General features: G+C 72.4%; 16 protein-coding genes. 12 read left to right on the top strand and 4 right to left on the bottom strand.

Annotated features, from left to right (window positions below; translation table 11 throughout):
* The first annotated feature begins 129 nt into the window (after positions 1–129).
* On the top strand, positions 130–1089 hold the full coding sequence (locus MRBLMI1_RS08220; RefSeq protein WP_367729646.1) for a hypothetical protein: 960 nt from the start codon (positions 130–132) through the stop codon (positions 1087–1089).
* A 188-nt stretch (positions 1090–1277) separates the two neighbouring features.
* Here the strand turns inward: MRBLMI1_RS08220 and MRBLMI1_RS08215 are convergent, their stop codons facing one another.
* Entirely contained in the window at positions 1278–3206 is a 1929-nt protein-coding gene (locus tag MRBLMI1_RS08215) for a BglG family transcription antiterminator (RefSeq protein WP_367729645.1), read from the bottom strand.
* A 167-nt stretch (positions 3207–3373) separates the two neighbouring features.
* Between MRBLMI1_RS08215 and MRBLMI1_RS08210 the strand changes: the two genes are divergently transcribed.
* The 11 genes from MRBLMI1_RS08210 (at position 3374) to MRBLMI1_RS08160 (ending at position 18347) form a co-directional block, all read left to right on the top strand.
* Positions 3374–3700 carry a PTS sugar transporter subunit IIB gene (locus MRBLMI1_RS08210; RefSeq protein ID WP_367729643.1) on the top strand — a complete coding sequence of 109 codons (327 nt, stop codon included), beginning with the start codon at positions 3374–3376 and terminating at the stop codon, positions 3698–3700.
* A gap of 23 nt (positions 3701–3723) precedes the next feature.
* Complete coding sequence (locus MRBLMI1_RS08205) at positions 3724–3999, top strand: HPr family phosphocarrier protein (protein WP_367729642.1); 276 nt, start codon at positions 3724–3726, stop codon at positions 3997–3999.
* Between the two features lie 14 nt (positions 4000–4013).
* Positions 4014–5696 carry a phosphoenolpyruvate--protein phosphotransferase gene (gene ptsP / locus MRBLMI1_RS08200; RefSeq protein WP_367729641.1) on the top strand — a complete coding sequence of 561 codons (1683 nt, stop codon included), beginning with the start codon at positions 4014–4016 and terminating at the stop codon, positions 5694–5696.
* Positions 5697–5751: 55 nt separating this feature from the next.
* Positions 5752–7362, top strand: a complete 1611-nt coding sequence (locus MRBLMI1_RS08195) for a PTS mannitol transporter subunit IICB (protein WP_367729639.1) — start codon at positions 5752–5754, stop codon at positions 7360–7362.
* A 104-nt stretch (positions 7363–7466) separates the two neighbouring features.
* Positions 7467–7907 (top strand): PTS sugar transporter subunit IIA, encoded by a 441-nt coding sequence (locus tag MRBLMI1_RS08190; protein ID WP_367729637.1) that lies wholly within the window; start codon positions 7467–7469, stop codon positions 7905–7907.
* Complete coding sequence (locus MRBLMI1_RS08185) at positions 7904–9058, top strand: mannitol-1-phosphate 5-dehydrogenase (RefSeq protein WP_367729564.1); 1155 nt, start codon at positions 7904–7906, stop codon at positions 9056–9058. Before MRBLMI1_RS08190 ends, MRBLMI1_RS08185 begins: the two co-directional genes overlap by 4 nt.
* 1 nt (position 9059) lies before the next feature.
* The gene (locus tag MRBLMI1_RS08180; protein ID WP_367729537.1) at positions 9060–9839 is read left to right on the top strand and encodes an alpha/beta hydrolase; all 780 of its coding nucleotides are present in this window, start codon (positions 9060–9062) and stop codon (positions 9837–9839) included.
* Positions 9840–10055: 216 nt separating this feature from the next.
* Positions 10056–14312, top strand: coding sequence for a beta strand repeat-containing protein (locus tag MRBLMI1_RS08175; RefSeq protein ID WP_367729536.1), 4257 nt, complete (start codon positions 10056–10058; stop codon positions 14310–14312).
* Positions 14313–14380: 68 nt separating this feature from the next.
* Positions 14381–15892 carry a SpaH/EbpB family LPXTG-anchored major pilin gene (locus MRBLMI1_RS08170; protein ID WP_367729534.1) on the top strand — a complete coding sequence of 504 codons (1512 nt, stop codon included), beginning with the start codon at positions 14381–14383 and terminating at the stop codon, positions 15890–15892.
* A 185-nt stretch (positions 15893–16077) separates the two neighbouring features.
* On the top strand, positions 16078–17175 hold the full coding sequence (locus MRBLMI1_RS08165; protein WP_367729532.1) for a class C sortase: 1098 nt from the start codon (positions 16078–16080) through the stop codon (positions 17173–17175).
* A 323-nt stretch (positions 17176–17498) separates the two neighbouring features.
* On the top strand, positions 17499–18347 hold the full coding sequence (locus tag MRBLMI1_RS08160; protein WP_367729530.1) for a hypothetical protein: 849 nt from the start codon (positions 17499–17501) through the stop codon (positions 18345–18347).
* 415 nt (positions 18348–18762) lie between these two features.
* Here the strand turns inward: MRBLMI1_RS08160 and MRBLMI1_RS08155 are convergent, their stop codons facing one another.
* Genes MRBLMI1_RS08155 through MRBLMI1_RS08145 form a run of 3 tightly spaced genes read right to left on the bottom strand, consistent with a single transcriptional unit; the run spans position 18763 to position 21586 of the window.
* The gene (locus MRBLMI1_RS08155) at positions 18763–19869 is read right to left on the bottom strand and encodes an adenosine deaminase (protein ID WP_367729528.1); all 1107 of its coding nucleotides are present in this window, start codon (positions 19867–19869) and stop codon (positions 18763–18765) included.
* A 23-nt stretch (positions 19870–19892) separates the two neighbouring features.
* Positions 19893–21188 carry a thymidine phosphorylase gene (locus MRBLMI1_RS08150; protein ID WP_367729526.1) on the bottom strand — a complete coding sequence of 432 codons (1296 nt, stop codon included), beginning with the start codon at positions 21186–21188 and terminating at the stop codon, positions 19893–19895.
* Positions 21185–21586 (bottom strand): cytidine deaminase, encoded by a 402-nt coding sequence (locus MRBLMI1_RS08145; protein ID WP_367729509.1) that lies wholly within the window; start codon positions 21584–21586, stop codon positions 21185–21187. Before MRBLMI1_RS08145 ends, MRBLMI1_RS08150 begins: the two co-directional genes overlap by 4 nt.
* Positions 21587–21605: the final 19 nt, after the last annotated feature.

Genomic DNA, 21605 nt, shown 5'->3' with positions numbered 1-21605 from the left:
GGGTCGGTGCCGTTCGTCCCCGGCCCGGCGGTCTTCGGCTCCTCCACAACGGACGATCTCGGTCTCCTCTCCCCCGACGACGCCGGGAGCGACGCGCGCCACGAGCGTCACCGCGAAGAATGACTCCCCGTGAACAACGGATTCGCTGTCTCCGTCCTGACCCGGAGCCATCTGCGGGCGGAGGGGTACGACTCTCGGCGCATCAAGCGCGCCCTCGACGCGGAGCAGCTCACGCTTCTCCGGCGGGGCGCGTACGCGCGAACGTCGGAGTTGCAGAACCTGACGGCCGAGGAGCACGCCGCCGTCCGTGCCAGGGCCTACAAAGCGGTCGCCGTCCAGGAGCCGGTGTTCGGCTACCAGACCGCTGCAGCCCTGCACGGCCTTCCGCTTCTGCAGGACGACGGGCTCACCCACGTGATCTCGGCGGACGCTCGTCCGGGCTCGGGGTCTCGTGTCGTCCGTCACCGTGGTCCCGTCGAGTACGACGACATCGTCGCCGTCGACGGACTGCTCTGCACATCACTCGTGAGAACCGTCGCCGATGTCGCGCGGACGGCTTCGACCGAGGCCGCACTCTCGGCAGCCGACGCGGCTCTGCGCTCCGTCGCCTTCCGCCCGCCGGGAAGCTACGACCGGGATGCCGCGGAGTCGCTGCGGACATCGGCCCTCACCGCGATCGGAGTCAACTCGCCTGGTCGCGTGCGTGCCCGGAATGTCCTCGACTTCGCGGACGGCCGCGCCCAGCTGCCGGGTGAAAGCATCAGCCGACTTCGCCTGCGCCAGCTCGGATTCGCACCTCCGTCCCTCCAGGTACCGATCAGGGGACCCGGCGGGAAGATCTACTGGGTCGATTTCGGACTCGACGACGTCGACGCCTGGGGGGAGTTCGACGGGATGACGAAGTACCGGCAGCTGGCACGCGCCGAAGGTCACTCCGCGTCGGCGGTGGTCGAGAGCGAGAAACGTCGTGAGGACTGGATCCGCGGCGTGACCAATCGACCCCTGGTCCGCTGGGGGTGGTCTGACGTCCGCGATGCGGCGACACTCGGGCGGCGCCTCAACGCTTTCGGCATCCGTCCTCCACGGTAAGGTCCTGCCCCCAATCCGAGTCTTCGCGTTGCCCCGGGGCGCACAAAGTGGCCCCGGGGCCACTTCGGTGCGCGGAGCTCGAGCGGGCGGGCGGGCAGGGCGGCAGGGCGGGCGGGCGGGCGGCCGGGCGGGCAGGGCGGCAGGGCGGCAGGGCGGGCGGGCGGCCGGGCGGCCGGCGGGGCGGCGGGTCAGCCGTCGATCACGGCCACGAGCTCGTCGAGGAACGCCGCGAACGACGTCGCCCGGCGGACGATGCGCTGCACGCTGTCGCGCTCGCTGAACACCTCGACGAACTGCTCGAACACCGTCTGGAACGCCTCGCGGTCCGCCTCCGAGAACGCCACGAGCGCCACCACCTGCACGCGCCCCTCGCCCCAGGCGATGGACGGGTCGGCGATGCCGATCGCGATGCGGGTCTGCGTCGCGGTCATGCCCATCGCGTGCGGCACGGCGAGGGCGTCGGTGAACGCCGTCGACGAGATCGCCTCGCGCTCCACGGCCCGCAGCACGTAGTCGTCGTCGATGACGTCCTGGGCCACGAGCATCCCGCCGAGACGGCGGATGACCTCGGCCTCACCGCCGGCGGCATCCAGTCCCCGGACGAACGCGCCCGCCGAGAAGTACCGCTCCAGCTCCGCCCGCAGGCGCGCGAGCCGCCGCCCGCGCCGCACCCGGCTCGCCGCGGACTGCACGCGCTCCACGTCGGCCTCGGTGAGGAACGGCTGGATGCGGACGAACCGCTCCCCCGGACGGGGCGGGTCGATCGTGGTGAGGACGAGGTCGGTGTCGATGGAGTCCCAGGCGGGGTCGATGCGCGTCTCGACGCCGACGACCTCGATCGCCTGTCCGAGCGAGCGGTCCACGGACGAACGCAGCAGCTCGTGCAGCTCGTAGTAGCCGGGGCACACGATCGTCGCCGTGAGCAGCTGATCGGCGCGACGGCTGCGCTCCAGGCGCCCGCCGACGTGCATCGCGATGTACGCGATCTCGTCGTCGAGAATCGGGATGCCGAGACCGTCCTGCAGTCCCTTCGCGATGAACACCGCGACCTCGAAGATCATCGGGTAGGTCGACTTCAACGACCGCGTCAGCGGGTTGCGCGACCATGCCTGCTCCCGCGACCGGTGCAGCAGGTTCTGCACGTGCAGCGCCAGGCGGAGGATGAAGTCGTCGTGGTCGATGTCGACGAGGAACTGGGATGCCGCCCCCTCGACGACTCCGCGCACGGCGGACTCGACCGCGGGGTCGAGCCGGGCCCGCACCTCGTCGGCGGCCGGGGCACCGGGGGCGACCACGCGGGTGAGGACAAGGGTGGCCAGGTGCCGACGGTCCCCGGCCCCGAGCTGGACGCCGATGTGCTTGAGGGTCAACCGGTCCAGCAGGTCCGCGACGGTCTCCGCCGCCTCGGACGCCTCGCCGCTGGCCTGCCCGAGGCCGCGGTCACGGGCGACGCGGTCCGCCGCGATGGCGATGTGCATCACCACGTCGCCGATGCCGATCTCGTTCACGAAGTAGCCGAGGGCGCCCAGCTCGGCGACGAGCTCCGCCTTGAACGGACCGAAGGCCCGCGCGCCGACCGAGCGCTCGCCGAGCGTGCGCCGAAGGGCATCGAGGTCGAACATGCCGGCATCCATCTCGTCGTGCGCGAGCTTGGACAACAGCCGCCGCTGAGCGACCTCGGTGCCCCGCAGTCGCGCGGTCGACGCCGAACGTTCGAGGGTGAGCTCGGTGCCGCCGAGGAGCCCCCGCACACGGGCGAGGTCGGCCTCGAGGGTGGCCGCGCTGACGAACAGGTCCTCGGCGGTCGCGAACACGTCGATGCCGTCGGGCGCGTCGAGCAGTCGCCGCACCAACGTGTGCAGACGGTCGCGCGGGGTGCCCGTGTCGGTCGCCGAGGTGGAGCGCAGCGCGGCCGCGGCGGCGGACCCGGCGCGGTAGCCGAGCGGCCCCGACTCGATGGCCGCGCCCGCGGGCACGCGCGCGTTGACGGCGGTGACGTAGGACCGCACGCTCCGAGGGGTCACTCCGAGGGCGTCGGCCAGGGAGGCGGCGGTGGACCACTCCCCGTCCCGCAGCAGCAGGGCCAGCAGGCGGTCTTGGCGAGCTTTCGTCGTCACGATCCGTCCTCCGCGCCGCCATGGGTGGATGCGGCGCTGAGAACCATCCAACCATGTGCGTCGCACGCGGGCGCCGGGGGCGGCATCCATGTTCCGGGGGGTGGGAAACGAACCTGGTTGTCCGCTGGGAGTCCGCTCATGACAATCGGAGGGAAGGAGGCGGGTCGATGAGGATCCTCGTGGTGTGCGGCGCTGGTGCGTCGAGCACATTCGTCGCACAGCGTGTTCGTCACGCCGCCCACGATCGCGGCCTCCCCTACTCCGCGACAGCGGGGACCCCGAGGTCGATCCCGAACGACCTCGACGCGACCGACATCGTCCTCGTCGGCCCGCACCTGGCCCCCGACCTGGAACGGATCCAGCAGGATGCCGCGACGAGGGGGGTGCTGGTCGTGCTGCTGCCCGAGGACGTCTTCTCCGACCTGGACGGAAGCCGCACGCTGGCGCTCGTGGAAGACGCGCTCAGCACCCGGCCGACCGCGGACCGCGTCTGACCCGCCCGGAAAGGAACACCCCCATGCCCCAGCTCACCCGGACGGTCCGCATCGGCTCGTCGCACGGCCTGCACGCGCGGCCCGCGAAGCTCTTCGCGCAGGCCGCGAAAGAGGCCGGCATCCCGATCACCATCGCGAAGGACGCCGGCAAGCCGGTGAACGCCGCGAGCATCCTCGGCATCATCGCGCTCGGCCTGGACCAGGGCGACTACGTCACGCTCACGGCGGACGGCGACGGCGCCGACGCCGCCATCGAGCGGCTGTCCGAGCTGCTGACCACCGACCACGACGCCGAGTGAGGAAGAGAACAGACATGACGGAACTTCGCGGAGTCGGAATCGGCCTGGGCGTGGCCCAGGGCCCCATCGCACGCATGGCGGAGCCCCTGCCCGCCCCCCAGGACACGAAGAGCACGCTGTCGGTCGAGGACGAGACGACGCGGGTGCGCGACGCCGTCGCCGCCGTCGCGCGCGAGCTCGAGGAGCGCGGCGCGCAGGCCGGCGGCGCCGCTCGCGACGTGCTCGAGGCCCAGGCCATGATGGCCGAGGACCCCACCCTCGAGGCCGAGGTCGACACCCGCCTGCAGGCCGGCAAGACCGGCGAGTTCGCCGTCTTCGACGCCTTCGCGTCGTTCCGCGAGCAGCTCACCGCCCTCGGCGGCTACCTCGGGGAGCGCGCCGCCGACCTCGACGACGTGGCCCAGCGCGTGATCGCCCGTCTGCGCGGCGTCGCCGCCCCCGGCGTCCCCGACCCGGGCCACCCGTTCGTGCTCGTCGCGAAGGACCTCGCCCCCGCCGACACGGCGCTGCTCGACCTCGACAAGGTGCTGGCCCTGGTCACCACCGAGGGCGGCCCGACCTCGCACACCGCGATCCTCGCCCGCGAGAAGTCGATCGTCGCCATCGTCGGCGCCGCCGCCGCGAAGGACCTCGCCGACGGCCAGACGGTGATCGTGGACGCCGCCGCCGGCGTCGTCACCGTCGACCCGACCGACGAGGAGAAGGGCCGCGCGCTGACCCGCGCCGCCTCCCGCGCCGCCGCCGCCTCCGCCCCGATCACCGACGGCGCCCTGTCGGACGGGACCAAGGTGCCCCTGCTGGCGAACCTCGGCAAGCCGGGCGGCGCCGCCGAGGCGGTCGAGCTCGGCGCCGAGGGCGTCGGTCTGTTCCGCACCGAGTTCCTCTTCCTGAGCTCCAGCTCCGCGCCCACCGTCGAGGAGCAGCGCGAGGCGTACACCGAGCTGCTCAGCGCCTTCCCCGGCAAGAAGGTCGTCGTGCGCGTGCTCGACGCCGGCGCCGACAAGCCGCTGCCGTTCCTCAACGACGCGCACGAGGAGAACCCGGCCCTCGGCCTCCGCGGCCTCCGCGCCCTGCGGGCGAGCGAGGACATCCTCCGCGAGCAGCTGACGGCGCTGGCCGAGGCGGACGCCGCCACCCGCAAGACCGAGGCCGGCCCCGCCGACCTGTGGGTCATGGCGCCGATGGTCTCGACCGTCGAGGAGACCCGCTACTTCACCGAGCTCGCGAAGGACTACGGCCTGAAGACGACCGGCGTCATGGTCGAGGTCCCCTCGTCCGCGCTCCTGGCCGACCGCATCCTCCAGATCGCGGACTTCGCGTCGATCGGCACGAACGACCTGACCCAGTACACGCTCGCCGCCGACCGCCTGCTCGGCTCGGTCGCGTCGTTCCAGGACCCGTGGCATCCCGCCGTCCTCCGCCTCATCCGCGAGGTCGGCGCCGCCGGCCGTGCCCACGGCAAGCCCGTCGGCATCTGCGGCGAGGCGGCGGCCGACCCGCTGCTCGCGGTCGTGCTGGTCGGTCTCGGCGCCACCACGCTGTCGATGGCCCCCACGGCCCTCGCCGACGTGCGCGCCACCCTGCTCTCGCACTCTCTCGACGATGCACGTCGCATCGCCGAGGCAGCCCTGGCCGCGGACGACGCGGCCTCCGCCCGGGAGGCGGCCCAGTCCGCCTCCACCCCTGTCGCGGTCTGACCCGGCACATCACTGATCGCGGTACCCGCCGCGACGACGACAAGGAGACACAGCAATGACGACGACGTCTACCGCAACCGCGCCGGGAGGTGTGCGCGTCCGGATCCAGCGGTTCGGCACGTTCCTCTCCGGCATGGTCATGCCCAACATCGCGGCCTTCATCGCGTGGGGCCTCATCACGGCCCTGTTCATCCCCACCGGCTGGATCGGCTCCGAGTCGCCCGTCGAGGGCTGGCGCTGGGCCGACTCGTACATCCTCGGCGGGGGAACGGGTGCCGACGGCACCGTCTACCCCGGCCTCGTGGGCCCGATCATCACCTACCTGCTCCCGCTGCTGATCGCCTTCACCGGTGGTCGCATCGTCCACGGCCACCGCGGTGGCGTCGTCGGCGCGGTCGCGGCGATGGGTGTCATCACCGGTGCCGACGGCACCATCATGTTCCTCGGCGCGATGATCGCCGGCCCGCTCGCGGCGCTGCTGCTGAAGGTCGTCGAGAAGCCGTGGCAGGGCAAGATCAAGCCCGGCTTCGAGATGCTGGTCGACAACTTCTCGGCCGGTTTCGTGGCGTTCTTCTCGGCGCTCGCGGCGTTCTTCTTCCTCGCGCCGATCATGCGCTTCGTGACCGAGGTGCTCGGTGGCGCGGTGGGCTGGCTCGTCCAGACCGGTCTGCTCCCGCTGGCCAGCGTCATCGTCGAGCCCGCCAAGGTGCTGTTCCTGAACAACGCCATCAACCACGGCGTCTTCACCCCGCTCGGCAGCCAGCAGGTCGTCGACACCGGCCGCAGCCTGCTGTTCCTCGTCGAGGCCAACCCCGGCCCCGGCGCGGGTCTGCTGCTCGCGATCGCCGTCTTCGGTGTGGGCGCCGCGCGCGCCACGGCCCCGGGTGCGTTCATCATCCAGTTCCTCGGCGGCATCCACGAGGTGTACTTCCCGTACGTCCTCGCCAAGCCGATCCTCATCCTCGGCCTCATCGCCGGTGGTGCGACGGGCGTCCTGACGAACGTCATCTTCCAGTCGGGCCTGGTCGCCCCCGCCTCGCCGGGGTCGATCTTCGCGGTCCTCATCAACACCGCCCCGGGCAGCTACCTCGGCGTCGTCCTGTCGGTGCTCCTCTCGGCCGGTGTGACGTTCCTCGTCACCGCGCTGCTCCTGCTCGCCTCGCGCAAGCGCGACCTGCAGGCCGAGGCCGAGGGCGGCGACTCGCTGGCCGCGGCCATCGCGCAGACCGAGCTGAACAAGGGCAAGAGCTCGTCGGCCCTGTCCGGTCTGGCCGCCGGCGCCGGCGCCGCCACCGCCCCCACCGCGGGTGCGCAGGCGTCGACCGCCGCTGCCGCCGAGCAGGTCGCGGGCGTCTCGACCGCCAGCAAGCCGATCCGCAACATCGTGTTCGCGTGCGACGCGGGCATGGGGTCGTCGGCCATGGGCGCGAGCGTCCTGCGCAACAAGATCAAAAAGGCGGGCATCGAGGACGTCACGGTGGTCAACAAGGCCATCGCGAACCTCGACCCGGCCGCCTCCGACCTGGTCATCACGCAGAACCAGCTGACCGACCGCGCGAAGGCGCAGACGCCGGACGCCGTCCACGTCTCGGTCGACAACTTCATGAACTCGCCGAAGTACGACGAGGTCGTGGAGATGGTCCGCACCCAGCACGACGGACGATAAGTCCGATATCACGGAGGGGCCGGCAGCGCGAGCACCGGCCCCTCCGCTTTCCCGTCCGGCCCGCCCCTGCGAGGCTGGACAGCACGACGAGAAAGGCGAGCAACATGTCACGTGACGTCCTCAGCACCGATTCGGTGCGCATCCACCCCGGCAGCGCGACGCGCGAGGAGGCGATGAAGGAGGCGGCCGACATCCTGCAGGCCGCCGGCGCCGTCACCGGCGACTACTTCGCCGCGATGCAGCAGCGCGAGGAGACCGTCTCGACCTACATGGGCAACGAGCTGGCCATCCCCCACGGCACCAACGAGACCAAGCAGGCCATCCTCGAGTCGGGCCTGTCGGTCGTCCGCTACGACGGCGGGGTCGACTGGAACGGCGAGCCCGTCACGTTCGTCGTCGGCATCGCCGGCAAGGGCGACGAGCACCTCGAGATCCTCTCGCAGATCGCCATCCTCTTCTCGGAGGAGGACGACGTCGCGCGCCTGAAGGCCGCCGCCACGCCGGAGGAGCTCTACGACATCATCGCGGGGTCGATCAACGCATGAAGGCCGTCCACTTCGGCGCGGGCAACATCGGGCGCGGCTTCGTCGGCCTGCTCCTCCACGAGGGCGGGTACGACCTCGTCTTCTCGGACGTGGCGAAGCCCCTCGTGGATGCCATCAACGCGGTGTCCTCGTACACGGTCCACGAGGTCGGCGAGGGCGGCGTCGACAAGACGGTGACCGGGTTCCGCGCGATCGACAGCTCCACCGACGCCGACGCGCTCGTGGACGAGATCGCGACCGCGGACGTGGTGACCACGGCCGTCGGCCCGACGATCCTGAAGTTCGTCGCTCCGCACATCGTCGCCGGTCTCGCACTGCGCGACCCCGCGCTGCCGCCGCTGCAGGTCATGGCCTGCGAGAACGCGATCGGCGCCACCGACCAGCTGCGCGAGCACGTCATCGCGATCGCCGCGGAGTCGTGGGACGCGCTGGTCTCCCGCGCGGTGTTCGCCAACACCGCCGTCGACCGCATCGTCCCCGCGCAGGCCGCCGGCCAGGGCGTCGACGTCACGGTCGAGCCGTTCTACGAGTGGGCGATCGAGCGCGGCCCCTTCGGCGACACCCCGCCGAACATCCCGGGCGCGCACTTCGTCGACGACCTCGAGCCGTACATCGAGCGCAAGCTGTTCACGGTCAACACCGGCCACGCGACCACCGCGTACTTCGGCGCGCAGGCGGGGATCGACCGCATCTCCGACGCCCTCGCCGACGCCGACATCGCCGCGAAGGTCGAGGCGGCGCTCGAGGAGACGAGCGCACTGCTGGTCGAGAAGCACGAGCTGGATGCCGCGGTGCAGGGCGACTACCGGCAGACCATCCTCCGCCGGTTCCGCAACGCCGCCCTCCCCGACACGGTGTGGCGCGTGGGCCGTCAGCCCCTGCGCAAGCTGTCGCGTCACGAGCGCTTCGTCGGCCCCGCCGCCGAGGCGGTCGAGCGCGGGCTGCCCGTCGACGCGCTCGTCGCGGCGATGGCAGCGGCCTTGGAGTTCTCCGACACCGAGGACAGCCAGGCCGTGGACCTGCAGCGCCTGCTGCGCGAGCTCGACGCCGAGGCGTTCACCGCCGAGGTCACCGGGCTCGACGTCGCGCATCCGCTCTTCGCGCGCATCGTCGAGATCGTGAGCGCCCGACAGGCGGCGGTACGCTCCTGAGGTGACCGAGACCACATCCGACGCCGGCGGGGCGCGCAGTGCGCCCCGCCGGCGTCGTCGTGTTCTGCGGTGGATCCTCGGCGGTCTCGGCGCCCTCGTGGTGCTGTTGGTCGGCGGCATCCTGGTCTACAGCCAGGTCGGCGTCATGGCGGCCGAGGCCGGCCCGCTCGCGGAGGTGCGCGCCGATCCCTCGCTGAGCGCCGTGGACGAGGGGGCCGGCATCGTCCTCACCCCCGCGGACGGCGCCACCGGTGGGGGCCTGGTGTTCATCCCCGGTGCGAAGGTCGATCCCTGGGCGTACGCCGCCGTGCTCCGCGACGCCGTCGTCGACGACGGCCTCACCGTCGTCATCACCCGCCCCTGGCTGAACCTCGCGTTCTTCGATCCCCGGCCGCTGTCCACCTTCACCGATCTCGCGCCCGGCGTGGACGCCTGGGCCGTCGGCGGGCACTCCCTCGGCGGCGTCCGCGCCTGCCAGCTGGCCGCGGACGCCGACGCCCTCGTGCTCTTCGCCTCGTACTGCGCGACCGACCTGTCCGCGTCGGGCCTGCCGGTGCTGAGCCTGTCCGGATCCGAAGACCTGCTGTCCACTCCGGAGAAGATCCGGGATGCCGCTCCCCTCCTCCCCCCGGACGCGACGTTCGTCGAGATCGACGGCGCATCGCACGCCTCCTTCGGCGCGTACGGTCCGCAGCCCGGCGACGGCACTCCCTCCCTCGCACGCGAGGACGTCGCGCGCGTGATCGCCGGGGAGCTTCGCGAACTTCCGGTAGGGAACTAGGTAGTTCTGGTCGAACTGCGTAGGCCTTCCGGTAATGAAGGCCGTTGAGAGACAGACCACCGGCTCCATAGCATTTCAACGACCGGATTTCCTCGCGAGTGCGTACGGACGAGAGCCCGGGACGAGATCCCCCGCCCCCTCTCGATCGCTCCGTCGACTCGCCACGACGCCGCGTTCATCGACCCCTGAACGGTCCCCGCACCGTCCTCGAGGCCTATGTCTTCTTCGCGCAGTGAAACGTCCCGCCCGCTGCGGCGGCGTTCGGTGTTCACCGCGGTCACCGCCTCCCTCGCCCTCGTGGCCGGGCTCGCGGTGACGCCCGCCATGGCCGTCGCCGCGGCCGCGGACCCCACGGCGACGCCCACGCCGACGGCCACGGCCGCCCCGTCCCCTGCTCCGACGGAGACCCCGGCTCCGACGCCGTCCGCCTCGGCCTCGACGGGTGCGACGCCGACGCCCACGGCGACCGCCGCGAGCACGCCGGCACCGACGTCGACCTCGACGCCGACGCCCACGGCATCCCCGTCCTCCTCCGCGCCGACCGTCACGCCGACGGATCGCACCTCGAGCGCGCAGCGCCTTTCCGCCGCCAACGTCGGGATCCTCGCCGCCGGCGTGCCGGAGCAGCCGGCGGACGTGTGGATCGAGACCTTCGAGCAGGGTCTGAACACCACCACGCCCTCGTCGATCACCGCATATGCGGGCGGGCGATACACCTCGACCGGCTGGGCCACCGGGACGAACTGCACCGGCGTGCTCGTGAACTACACCGCCGGTTACCCGAACGCCCAGTTCTGCCCGAGCCAGGGCCTCGGCCAGACGACCATCTCGGCCCGCGAGGTCCGCCGGCTCGCCGACGTGCTCGGCCAGGTCGCCGCCGGCGTCGTCGGCTCGACGGCGGCGAACACCCCCGTGGCCGGTTCGACCACGACCACGCGCACGAATCACGCGCTCGTCGCCCTCCCCTATGCCACGGCCGGCGGCACGGTCGTCGCGCAGAGCGCCGCGGGCATCGGTGTCAGCGCCGGCGGTTCGCGCTACTACACGCTGCGCTTCGACGCCGCGGGCGCCCCCTGCGGCGCCAACCCGCCCGCTCTGTCGCTCTCGCTGTTCTCGGGCGCGACGACCCTGCTGAACGCCTTCCCCACCGCGGTGAACCCGTGCGCCGCGACCGGCCCGGTCTTCTACACCTCGACGCCGACGCTCGCCGCGACGGGCGGCATCGGCGGCATCCTGGACCCCGCCATCAGCACCTCCGCCCGCGCGGCCACCTACACCGGCACCGCCTCCGCCCTCCTGACGCCCGCGCAGATCTCCGCCGCGCAGGTGCGTCTCACCAACACGGTCACGGGCACCGGCAGCGGGTTCGGCGTCGACAACCTGCGCGTGCTCGACGTCACCCCCAGCCTCGACCTCGCCTTCAGCCCCGCGAGCGTCCCCGTCGGCACGCCCTCCACGCTGACGTACACGATCACGAACACCACCGAGCTCGCGGCCAAGAACGACTGGTCGTTCACCAACACCCTCCCGGCCGGCCTCGCCGTGGCATCCACCCCCGCCGTCGGCGGCACCTGCGCCCAGGTGACGGGCACCGCGTTCGCCGTGTCCGCGGTCGCCGGCGCCGCCACCGTCTCCGCGACCGGCGGCGACCTGGCCGCCGGGGCGACCTCGTGCACGATCACCGTCAACGTGGTCGCCGCGACCGAGGGCACGTACAGCAACGCCGCCGCCAACGTGGCCACCGTGCTCGTCGCCCCCGACGCCGCCACCCTCACCGTCGTTCCGGCCTCGCGCCTCACCGTGCGGAAGAACCTCCCCGCCCGTCTGGCGACCACCGACCAGTTCACGCTGTCGGTCCGCAGCGGCAGCACGGTCCTCGCGTCCGCGACGACCACCGGCACCGCGACCGGCGTGCAGGCGGCGCAGGTGTCGCGCCTCATCGTCGACGCCGGCGGCACGTACACGATCAACGAGACGCCGACCTCCGGACCCGGGCTCGGATACGCGAGCTCCTACGACTGCACCCGCGACGGCACCGTCATCGCCACGGGCACCTCGCGCTCGGGCACGATCACGATGCCCGCCGACGACGGCGCCGAGGTCGTCTGCACCTTCACCAACACGGTCCAGCAGACGCGTCTGTTCTGCGACAGCGGGCTGTACTACGGCGTCACCGCGAACGGCACGCTCGTCCAGGGCGACGGCATCGGCGGCTCGCAGGCGAACGTGGGCTCGTGGGCGAACGTCACGGGCGCGAACTCCCTCGGCGTGGCCGCGAACGGGTCCCTGGCCTACGCCCTGAACCGGTCGACGGATGCCGTGAACGTCCTGTCCGTTCTGAAGTGGACGTCCGCGGGCGGGTTCGAGACGCTCGCCAACACCGCGTACACGACCGCCGACCGCGCGGGGACCGCCATCGGCGGCAGCATCGTCGCCGGAGCCGTCGACCTCGCCACCGGCCGCTACCTCTTCGGCAAGTACAACGCCGGCTCGTTCTACCTCTGGAGCTTCTCGGAGTCCGCCCCCGCGGCATCCCGCTTCACCTACCTCGGCTCCTTCAGCGCCGGATCGGCGCCGAACGGCAACGGCGACATGGCGTTCGACAACCGCGGCAACCTCTACGTGCTGGGCGCCGCCACCGTCAACAACGCCAGCAGCGCGGCGATCTTCACCGTCAGCGCCGAGACCCTCGCGGCCGCGAACGGCGGCACCCTCCCCGTGAGCACGTCCACGACGCGCACCCTGAACGGGCTGGACGCCTCCCCCGCCTTCGGCAGCGTGAACGGCATCGCCTTCTCGCCCCGCGGGACGGTGTACCTCTCGAGCAACACGAGCACCTACGAGTTCGACCCCACCACCTGGACGCGCGTCGCCGGATCCCCCCGCGTCGACTTCGCCTCGACCGACCTCGCCAGCTGCAACAGCCCCGGCACCGTGTCCGTGCTGAAGAACGTCGTCGGTCGTGCAGCCGCGGCGGACCAGTTCCAGATCAGCCTCGCCGACGCCAACGGCGTCCTGGGCACGGCTACCACCTCGGGCGCGACGACCGGTCGCCAGGCCGCGCAGGTCGGACCGTTCCCCGCGCCGACCGGCTCGACGCTCACTGTCTCGGAGGCCATGGCCGCCGGGTCCACGTCGACCATCGCCGTCTACACCGTGCGGCTCGAGTGCTGGACCGACGGCATCCGGATCTCCACCGCCAGCGGGCCGACGGGCAGCCTCACGATGCCGGACCGCTTCGGCGCGAACGTCGTGTGCACGTTCTTCAACTCGCCGAGCCCGGTCGCCACGGTCACCGTGACCAAGCGCGTCCTCGACCCCGCGACGGGGCAGTCGACGCCCGCGGCGGGCTGGACCCTCGGCACGGCGGGCACGGCCACCGCCGGCACGGCGACGGTCCTGCCGGGCGAGGCGCCCCGCCAGGTCACCGACGCTTCCGGTAGCGCGACCTGGACCGTCCTGTTCGGATCCGCCGCCTCGCGCGCCACGCTGACCATCTCGGAGGTGCAGCAGACGCGCTTCACCTTCGTCAGCGGGTCGTGCACCGTCAACGGCACCGCCGTAGCGGTCAGCTTCACCACGACCGGCGGCGTGGTCAGCGGCTCCCTCCCGGGGGTGGCCCCGTCGGCCACGGTCGCGTGCACGCTGATCAACCAGCCCGTCACGTCGCTCACGCTCGTGAAGTCGGTGCCGTTCGGCTCGGCCGCCGCGACCGACTGGGTCCTCACCGCCACGGCCCCGACCTCGCCCGCGGGCGCCCTGCCCGGCCCGACGGGTCGTACCGGGACCGCCGCCGTGACGAACGTGCCGGTCAGCCCCGCCCGCGCCTACCGCCTCAGCGAGACGGGCGGGTCCGCGGCCTACGTGCAGGTCGGCGCCTGGCGCTGCGTGCAGTCCACCGGCGCCGAGGTCGCCGTGACCGCCACGAGCGATGTCACCCTTCCCACGGGGGCGGCGGTGACCTGCACGGTCACCAACGCCACCGCGACCATGACCGTGCTGAAGGACGTCGTCACCCCGAGCGCCGGGTTCCAACCCTCGACGTGGACCATCACCGCCACCCCGGCGGCGCTCACCGGCGGCACGCTGCCGACCCAGTCCCGCGTGGGCGCGGCCTACGACCCCGTGGCGGGGAACGCGGCCAGCACGTTCGAGGTGCGCCCGGGCCACGGGTACACCCTCTCCGAGGCGCCGACCCAGAGCGGCACCCGCCTCGCCTACCAGACCCTCCGGCTCGAACGGCTCGACGGGACGACATGGACGACGGTCGACAGCCGCGCCATCGTCGCCCCGTCCGCCGGTCAGAACGTCGTCTACCGGTTCGTTAACGCCCCGGTGACGGGCCCCGTCCTGCCCCTCACGGGCGGCGTCGGCGCCGACTCGTTCCTCCTCGCCGGAGCCCTCCTGCTCGCCCTCACCGTCGCGGGCGCGCTCATCCACCGCCGTCGCCGAGGAGGAAGCCCGACCAGATGACTTCCTCCGTCGCCCGACGACGCCGACCCCCGAAACACACCCTGCATCACCTCCCGAGAGGAAAATCCATGTCCATCCGAAAGAGAGCGGGCGCCATTCTGAGCGTCCTCGCGCTCGGGTCCCTCGCCGCCGTCGGTGCCGTCGCACCGGCTTCGGCCGTGACGCTCCCGGGCAACATCGACTCGGCGATCAACCGCACGCTGACCCTGCACAAGCACGCGCTCGGCCCGTCGACCCCCCTGAACCCGCAGTCGACCGGGCAGGAGCTGGCGAACCCGCCGGCCGACCCGCTCGCCGGCGCGCAGTTCACCGCCACCCTGGTCTCCGGCATCGACCTGACCACCGCCGCCGGCTGGACGCAGGCGGCCCAGCTGACGCCGGCGCAGGCCGCCCAGCGCCCGAACACCGTGAGCTTCACCTCCACGGTGTCGAACGCGGCCGGCGTCTCGACCTTCCCGGTCGACGCGGCGCAGTACCCGACCGGTCTGCCCATCGGCGTCTACCTCGTCACCGAGACCCAGCTGCCGCCCGGGGCGACCAACCCCGCCGCTCCGTTCCTCGTGACCCTGCCGACGCCGACCGGCGCCGCGGGCAGCCCGGCGAACCAGTGGATCTACGACGTGCACGTCTACCCGAAGAACGCGGTGACGCAGCTGACGAAGACCCGCGTCCCCGCCCCGGCGGGCTCGGTCGAGCAGCGCAACCCGGACCTCGTCCGGTGGGCGATCGCCTCCTCCATCCCGACGCTCGCCGCCGGTGACGCGATCGACGTCTTCACGCTCACGGACAACCTGCCCGCCGAGCTGACGTACCTCACCGCGGCCACCGTGCCGGCCGGGGTCACGCCGTCGAACGTCGTCGTCACGAACGCCGCCGGCACCGCTCAGACGTTCACCGAGGGCACCGACTACACGATCACCAACACGGGCGGCGCGCTGACGCTGACCTTCACCGCCGCCGGTCGCACGCGCCTCGCGGGCCTCCAGGGCGGAACGGTCACGTTCAACGTTCTGACGCGTGCGACCTCGATCCCCGCCAGCGGCGTCATCGTCAACACGGCGACCGCGAACGTCAACGGCGCGACCGAGACCGTCACCGGCAGCACGCCGATCGGCCAGCTCACCGTCTCCGCGTACACCACCTCGAACGGCCGCGTGCCGCTCGCCGGCGCGGTGTACCAGGTGTTCCTCAACGAGCAGGACGCCATCAACGGCGCCAACCCGATCGTCATCAACGGCGAGACCAACTGGACGACCGGTGCCAACGGCAACGTGGTCATCCCGATCATCACGCCCGGCAACTACTACGTGCGCGAGATCACCCCGCCGACCGGGTACCAGATCCCGTCGCCCGACCGCATCCTGACCGCGGTCGTGCCCGGACCCACCTCGACCACCGCGCCCGTGCGCAACTACGTCGAGTTCGCCCACAACCAGGTGCCCGCGTTCGCCCTGCCCATCACGGGTGGCGACGGCGGCCTGTGGTTCGGCGTCGGCGGCGCTGCGCTGCTGAGCATCATGGTCGGTTCCGCGCTGGTCGTCGCCCGTCGGCGCGCCCGCGCCGCTCAGGTCACGGCCTGAGGGACGATCGCACAGTGACAGAGGGGACGACGGGGCAGCTCACCCCTGCCTCGTCGTCCCCCTCTCCCGAGGGGAGGGCCGTTCCGCGGCCCTCCCCTTCGGCGTCTTCTTCCGCCGACGACGCGGCCGTCGCCGCGTCGTCCGCAGGACCCGCGGGGACCGACGCCGCACGTGACGCCGCGCCCGTGGCATCCCCCGGTCCCTCCCCCGCGCTGCGTCGCGACCGTCGCCGCGCCCGCTGGCGTCTGCCGCGCATCCCGCTGCTGCTGGCCGTCGGCGCCCTCGCCGGCGTCGCGCTCCTCATGTACCCGACGGTCGCCGCCTGGTTCTCGCAGTACGCCCAGTCGCAGATCATCGACGGCTACTCCGATCAGATCCGCGACCTCGGCGCCGGCACCCTGGCGGACCAGCTGGATGCCGCCCGGGAGTACAACACCCGGCTCGTCGACGGCGGGGCCGAGATCGCCGCGAACGAACGACTGCCGCTGGCGAACTCCCCCGACCAGACCAGCGACTACGCCGAGCAGCTCCGTTCCGACGGCGCGGGGCTGATGGCGCGGCTCAAGATCCCCTCCATCGCGGTGGACCTGCCGATCTACCACGGCACGAGCGAGGAGGTGCTCTACGAGGGAGTGGGCCACCTCGAGGGCACGGCCCTGCCCGTCGGCGGCGACACCACCCACTCGGTCCTCACGGCGCACCGCGGACTCGCGACCGCCGAGCTCTTCACCCACCTGGACCAGGTCGCGCTCGACGACACGTTCACGATCGAGGTGTTCGGCGAGGTGCTCACGTACCGCGTCGTCGAGACCCAGGTCGTCCGCCCCGAGGACACCGAGTCGCTCGCACCGGTCGTCGGCCGGGACCTCGTCACCCTCGTGACCTGCACCCCCCTCGGGGTCAACAGCCACCGCATCCTCGTCACGGGCGAGCGCGTCATCCCGACCCCGCAGGCCGACATCGACGGAGCCGGCGCCCGGCCCGAGATCCCCTCCTTCCCGTGGTGGATCCTCGTGCTCGCCGCGGCCGTGGTCGTGGCCGGCCTCTACGTGTGGTGGTCCGGCCGTCCGCCGCGCTCCCGCCGCCCCTCCCCCGCCGCGCCCTCCCCCGGCCCCGTGCCGGCCGCTCCCGGGCCCGCCGCTCCCGGGCCCGCGGCTTCCGGGTCGACCGCTTCATCCCCCGCCGCTCCCGGGCCGGCCGCTCCCTCCCCGGCCGCTTCCGGGCCCGCGGTGCCCGGGCCCGCCGCTCCCGGGCCCGCGGCTTCCGGGTCGCCGAACTCCTGAGAAACAGCGGGTCGCTGCCCGGCGGCCACCTCGCCCGACCCGCCGCCCCCTCACCCAACTCCTGAAAAGCACCCGGGCGCAGCCTGTTTCGGGCCGGCCTCGGTCGGAAACCCGAAAACTTCAGGAGTTGCGCGGGCACGAGCGCGCACGCACCGCCGGCGGAGCCCTCCACGCTTGCAGGAGTTGTGCGAGAGGCCGGCCGAGCCGACATCGCCGTGGCCCCGCCGGCTACGACTCCTCTACAGCACGCAATGCGCCGCATCCATCCCCAAACCGGCACGACCCCACCGTGTCCGCCGGCGTCGATCCCCCAAGCTGACCCCATGGCCCGCGGTCGGAAGGACACGAACACTCCACGACCCGTCGTGCGGACGGCCGCGGAGCTGCGCGCTGAGGGCCACACCCCCTGGACGCTCGCCCGCGCCGTCCGAGAGGGAACGCTCGTCCGTGTCCGGCGCGGCCGCTACACCCTCCCGGGCCATCCCGAGGAGATCCTCGCGGCGGCACGAATCGGCGGGCGCCTCGACTGCGTCAGCCTGCTGTCTCTGTGCGGGGTCTTCGTCCTGGAGCGGCAGGAACCGCACGTGCAGCTCGACCCGTCGGCAAGTCGTCGTCCGCGGCTCGCAGAAGGGGCGCGACGCCATTGGCGGCCGTCGGACGCCGCCCCGGAAGAACTCGTCGTCGGGATGGTCGAGGCGCTCGTCCAATCCGTCCGCTGCCAACCACCGCGGGCCGCGATCGCCACGCTCGACAGCGCCTGGAACCTGGACCTCGTCGACGAGCAGGACATCGACGAGGTGTTCTCGCGCCTCCCCGCCCGCTTCCGCGTGCTGCGTCCGCTCCTCGACCGCCGATCCGAGGCCGGGACGGAGACCCTGGTCCGCCTCATGGTCCGCGCGCTCGGATGCGACGTCCGCCTGCAGGTCCGCATCCGCGGGGTCGGCCGGGTCGATCTCCTCGTCGATGGCTGGCTCATCATCGAGTGCGACAGCCGACAGTTCCACGGCGGATGGGAAGAGCACCGGAACGACCGGCGACGCGACCTCGCCGCACTCGGACTCGGCTACGCGACCCTGCGGCTTCTGGCGGAGGACGTGCTGTTCCACCCGGAGCGGGTCCAGGCGTCCCTGGCTGCGGTCATCGCCCGCGGCGCGCCCTCCCCGAACCGCTGACGTCGGCCCGCAGGTCCGTCGACGCGCCCGGACCAGGGATGCCACGGGCCCGGCGTCCGACCCCGCCCGCGGCCCCTGCCCGCCGAACTCCTGAGATCTCGCCCGAGCGCCCCGGGACCGACCCGCGGCAGCCGCCAATCCGACCGAAAGTCAGGAGTTCGGCGACGACGGCTACGTGCAGCGGTCGCGGCGAGGCAGCGACCCCGGCGCACATCCGCCGCAGCGACCCCGGCACAGACAGCGGACGCAGCGGCCCCGACGGCAGCCCTGCTCGCCGAACTCCTGAGATCTCGCCCGAGCGCCCCGGGACGGACCCGCGGCAGCCGTCATTCCGACCGAAAGTCAGGAGTTCGGCGACGACGGACCCGCGCGACGGACCCGCGCGACGGACGGGCGATAGACCGGCCGGGCCGGGTCAGCGGGCGAAGCCCTCCGAGACGATCTCGATCAGCTCCTCGCGCTCCTCCACGGGCAGGAACGCCCCCGCCGCCGCGTTCAGCTGGAACGCTTCGAGGTCGTCGAGGTCGTAGTCGAACGCCTGCACGAGCAGACCCAGCTCGCGGGTGAGCGAGGTCCGGCTCATCAGCCGGTTGTCGACGTTCACCGTGACGGAGAACCCGAGCTGGTACAGCAAGTCGAACGGGTGGGCGTCCATGGTGTCGCCCCACGCGGTGACCGCACCGCTCTGCAGGTTGGACGTCGGCGACAGCTCGAGGGTGATCTCGCGATCGCGCACCCAGCGCGCCATGTCGCCGAAGGTCACGAGGACCTCCTCGCCCTCGCGCGAGACCACGTCGAGGTCGTTCGCGATCCGCACGCCGTGCCCCAGCCGCAGCGCGCGGCCGTCGAGAAGGGCGGAGCGAATGGATGCCAGGCCTGCACCCTCGCCGGCGTGCACCGTCGTGGGGAAGAACTGCTCGGCGAGATAGTCGAACGTCCCGCGATGGTTCGATGCGGGGAAGCCCTCCTCCGGACCGGCGAGGTCGAAGCCGACGACGCCGCGGCCGCGCCACGACACCGCCAGCTCGGCGATCTCGCGCGACCGGGAACCCTGCCGCATGGCCGTGAGCAGCTGACCGACGCGGATGTCGTGGCCGCGCGCGTCGGCGGCATCCTCGCCCTCCTCGATGCCCTCCTGGACCGCGTCGACGACGTCGTCCAGGCTGAGCCCGCGGGTGAGATGCTGCTCGGGCGCCCACCGCACCTCGCCGTAGACCACGCCGTCGGCGGCGAGGTCCTCGACGAACTCCTTCGCCGCCCGGACCAGGCCCTCGCGGGTCTGCAGGACGCCGACGGTGAGCGTGAACTTCTCGAGGTAGTCCTCGAGCGAGCCCGACTCGACGTGGTCCGCGAACCAGTCCGCGAGTCCGGCCGCGTCGTCGGCGGGCACCTCGAGGTCGAGCTCGTCGGCCAGCTCGAGGACGGTCTGCGCGCGCATCCCGCCGTCCAGGTGGTCGTGCAGCGAGACCTTGGGCAGCTTCTGGATCCTCTTGCCCTCGATACGGACGTCGTCGGTGGGCATGGTGCTCCTTCGGTTCGGTGCCGTCACGCGGTGATGCGCTCGCGGACGAGCGGGGTGGCCGCGGGAGCGTCGTCGCCGATCTCCCACGCCCCGTCGACGGCCGCGAGGGCCCGCTCGAAGCGCGTCCCATCATCGGCCGAGAGGGTGAACAGCGGCTGACCGGCGGTGACCGTCTGGCCGACGGTCGCGTGCAGGTCGATGCCCGCGGCGTGCACGACGGCGTCCTCGGCACGCGCGCGTCCCGCGCCGAGACGCCAGGCCCCGATGCCGAAGGGCAGCGCCTCGATCCGGGTGACGACGCCCGAGCGGTCCGCGACGACGGTGTGCGTCTCGCGGGGCGTCGGGAGGGCGGCATCCGGATCCCCGTCCTGGGCGCGGATCATCCGCTTCCAGACGTCCATCGCGCGGCCGTCGGAGAGGGCGGCCTCGACGTCCGCGTCCGGCTGACCGGCGAGGGCGAGCATCTCGCGGGCGAGGGCGACGGTCAGCTCGACCACGTCGGCCGGTCCGCCGCCGGCGAGCACCTCGACCGACTCGCGCACCTCGTTGGCGTTGCCGATCGCGAGGCCGAGGGGGGTGTTCATGTCCGTGAGCAGGGCCGTGGTGTTCACGCCCGAGTCGGTGCCCAGGGCCACCATCGTCTCGGCGAGCTCGCGCGCGCGGTCGATGTCCTGCATGAACGCGCCGGAGCCGAACTTCACGTCGAGGACGAGGGAGTCGGTGCCCTCCGCGATCTTCTTCGACATGATGCTCGAGGCGATGAGCGGGATCGCCTCGACGGTGCCGGTGACGTCGCGCAGCGCGTACAGCTTCTTGTCGGCCGGGGCGAGACCGGTGCCGGCGGCGCAGATGACCGCGCCGACGTCTCGCAGCTGCGCCATGATCTCGTCGTTCGACAGCGCCGCGCGCCATCCGGGGATGGACTCGAGCTTGTCGAGTGTGCCGCCGGTGTGGCCGAGACCGCGGCCGGACAGCTGCGGGACCGCGACGCCGAACACCGCGACGAGCGGGGCCAGCGGCAGGGTGATCTTGTCGCCGACGCCGCCGGTCGAGTGCTTGTCCACGGTCGTCTTGCCGAGAGACGAGAAGTCCATGCGCTCGCCCGAGGCGATCATGGCGTCCGTCAGCACCCGGATCTGGTCGCGTCCCAACCCGTTCAGGAGGACCGCCATCGTGAACGCCGACATCTGCGCATCCATGACGTAGCCGCGCGTGTACGCGTCGACGAGCCAGCGAAGCTCTCCCTCCGAGACGGGGCGTCCGTCGCGCTGGGCGCGGATGACGTCGACGGCGTCGTACGCCTCGACCGAGCAGCTCATCGCGCCGCCTCCTCGAGGTCGCGAGGACCGAACGCGTCCGGCAGGACCTCGTCGATGGTCCGGATGCCGCTGACCGTCTCGAGCAGCATCCCGGGGATGGCGTGTTCGTACAGCAGCTGACGGCAGCGGCCGCAGGGCATGAGGGTCCGCCCCTGCCCGTCGACGCACACGAAGGCCACGAGCTGGCCGCCCCCGGACATGTGGAGGGCCGAGACCAGGCCGCACTCCGCGCAGAGGGTGACGCCGTAGGACGCGTTCTCGACGTTGCACCCCGAGACGATGCGTCCGTCGGCGACGAGCGCGGCGGCGCCCACCTTGAAGCGGGAATAGGGCACGTAGGCCTTCTGCATGGCCTCGGTGGCGGCCGTGCGCAGTTCGTCCCAGTCGATGTCGGTCATCGTGAAGCGGGGGATCCTC

It is taken from the genome of Microbacterium sp. LMI1-1-1.1 (assembly GCF_040815675.1).
Lineage (GTDB): Bacteria > Actinomycetota > Actinomycetes > Actinomycetales > Microbacteriaceae > Microbacterium.
The sequence above is the reverse complement of the archived record's forward strand: the minus strand, read 5'-3'. Positions and strand labels throughout refer to the sequence as shown.

Coding starts and splice junctions, on each gene's coding strand:
- MRBLMI1_RS08210 (WP_367729643.1), top strand. CDS start 3,374: ATGAGGATCCTCGTGGTGTGCGGCGCTGGTGCGTCGAGCACATTCGTC.
- MRBLMI1_RS08205 (WP_367729642.1), top strand. CDS start 3,724: ATGCCCCAGCTCACCCGGACGGTCCGCATCGGCTCGTCGCACGGCCTG.
- ptsP (WP_367729641.1), top strand. CDS start 4,014: ATGACGGAACTTCGCGGAGTCGGAATCGGCCTGGGCGTGGCCCAGGGC.
- MRBLMI1_RS08195 (WP_367729639.1), top strand. CDS start 5,752: ATGACGACGACGTCTACCGCAACCGCGCCGGGAGGTGTGCGCGTCCGG.
- MRBLMI1_RS08190 (WP_367729637.1), top strand. CDS start 7,467: ATGTCACGTGACGTCCTCAGCACCGATTCGGTGCGCATCCACCCCGGC.
- MRBLMI1_RS08185 (WP_367729564.1), top strand. CDS start 7,904: ATGAAGGCCGTCCACTTCGGCGCGGGCAACATCGGGCGCGGCTTCGTC.
- MRBLMI1_RS08175 (WP_367729536.1), top strand. CDS start 10,056: ATGTCTTCTTCGCGCAGTGAAACGTCCCGCCCGCTGCGGCGGCGTTCG.
- MRBLMI1_RS08170 (WP_367729534.1), top strand. CDS start 14,381: ATGTCCATCCGAAAGAGAGCGGGCGCCATTCTGAGCGTCCTCGCGCTC.
- MRBLMI1_RS08160 (WP_367729530.1), top strand. CDS start 17,499: ATGGCCCGCGGTCGGAAGGACACGAACACTCCACGACCCGTCGTGCGG.
- MRBLMI1_RS08155 (WP_367729528.1), bottom strand. CDS start 19,869: ATGCCCACCGACGACGTCCGTATCGAGGGCAAGAGGATCCAGAAGCTG.
- MRBLMI1_RS08150 (WP_367729526.1), bottom strand. CDS start 21,188: ATGAGCTGCTCGGTCGAGGCGTACGACGCCGTCGACGTCATCCGCGCC.
- MRBLMI1_RS08145 (WP_367729509.1), bottom strand. CDS start 21,586: ATGACCGACATCGACTGGGACGAACTGCGCACGGCCGCCACCGAGGCC.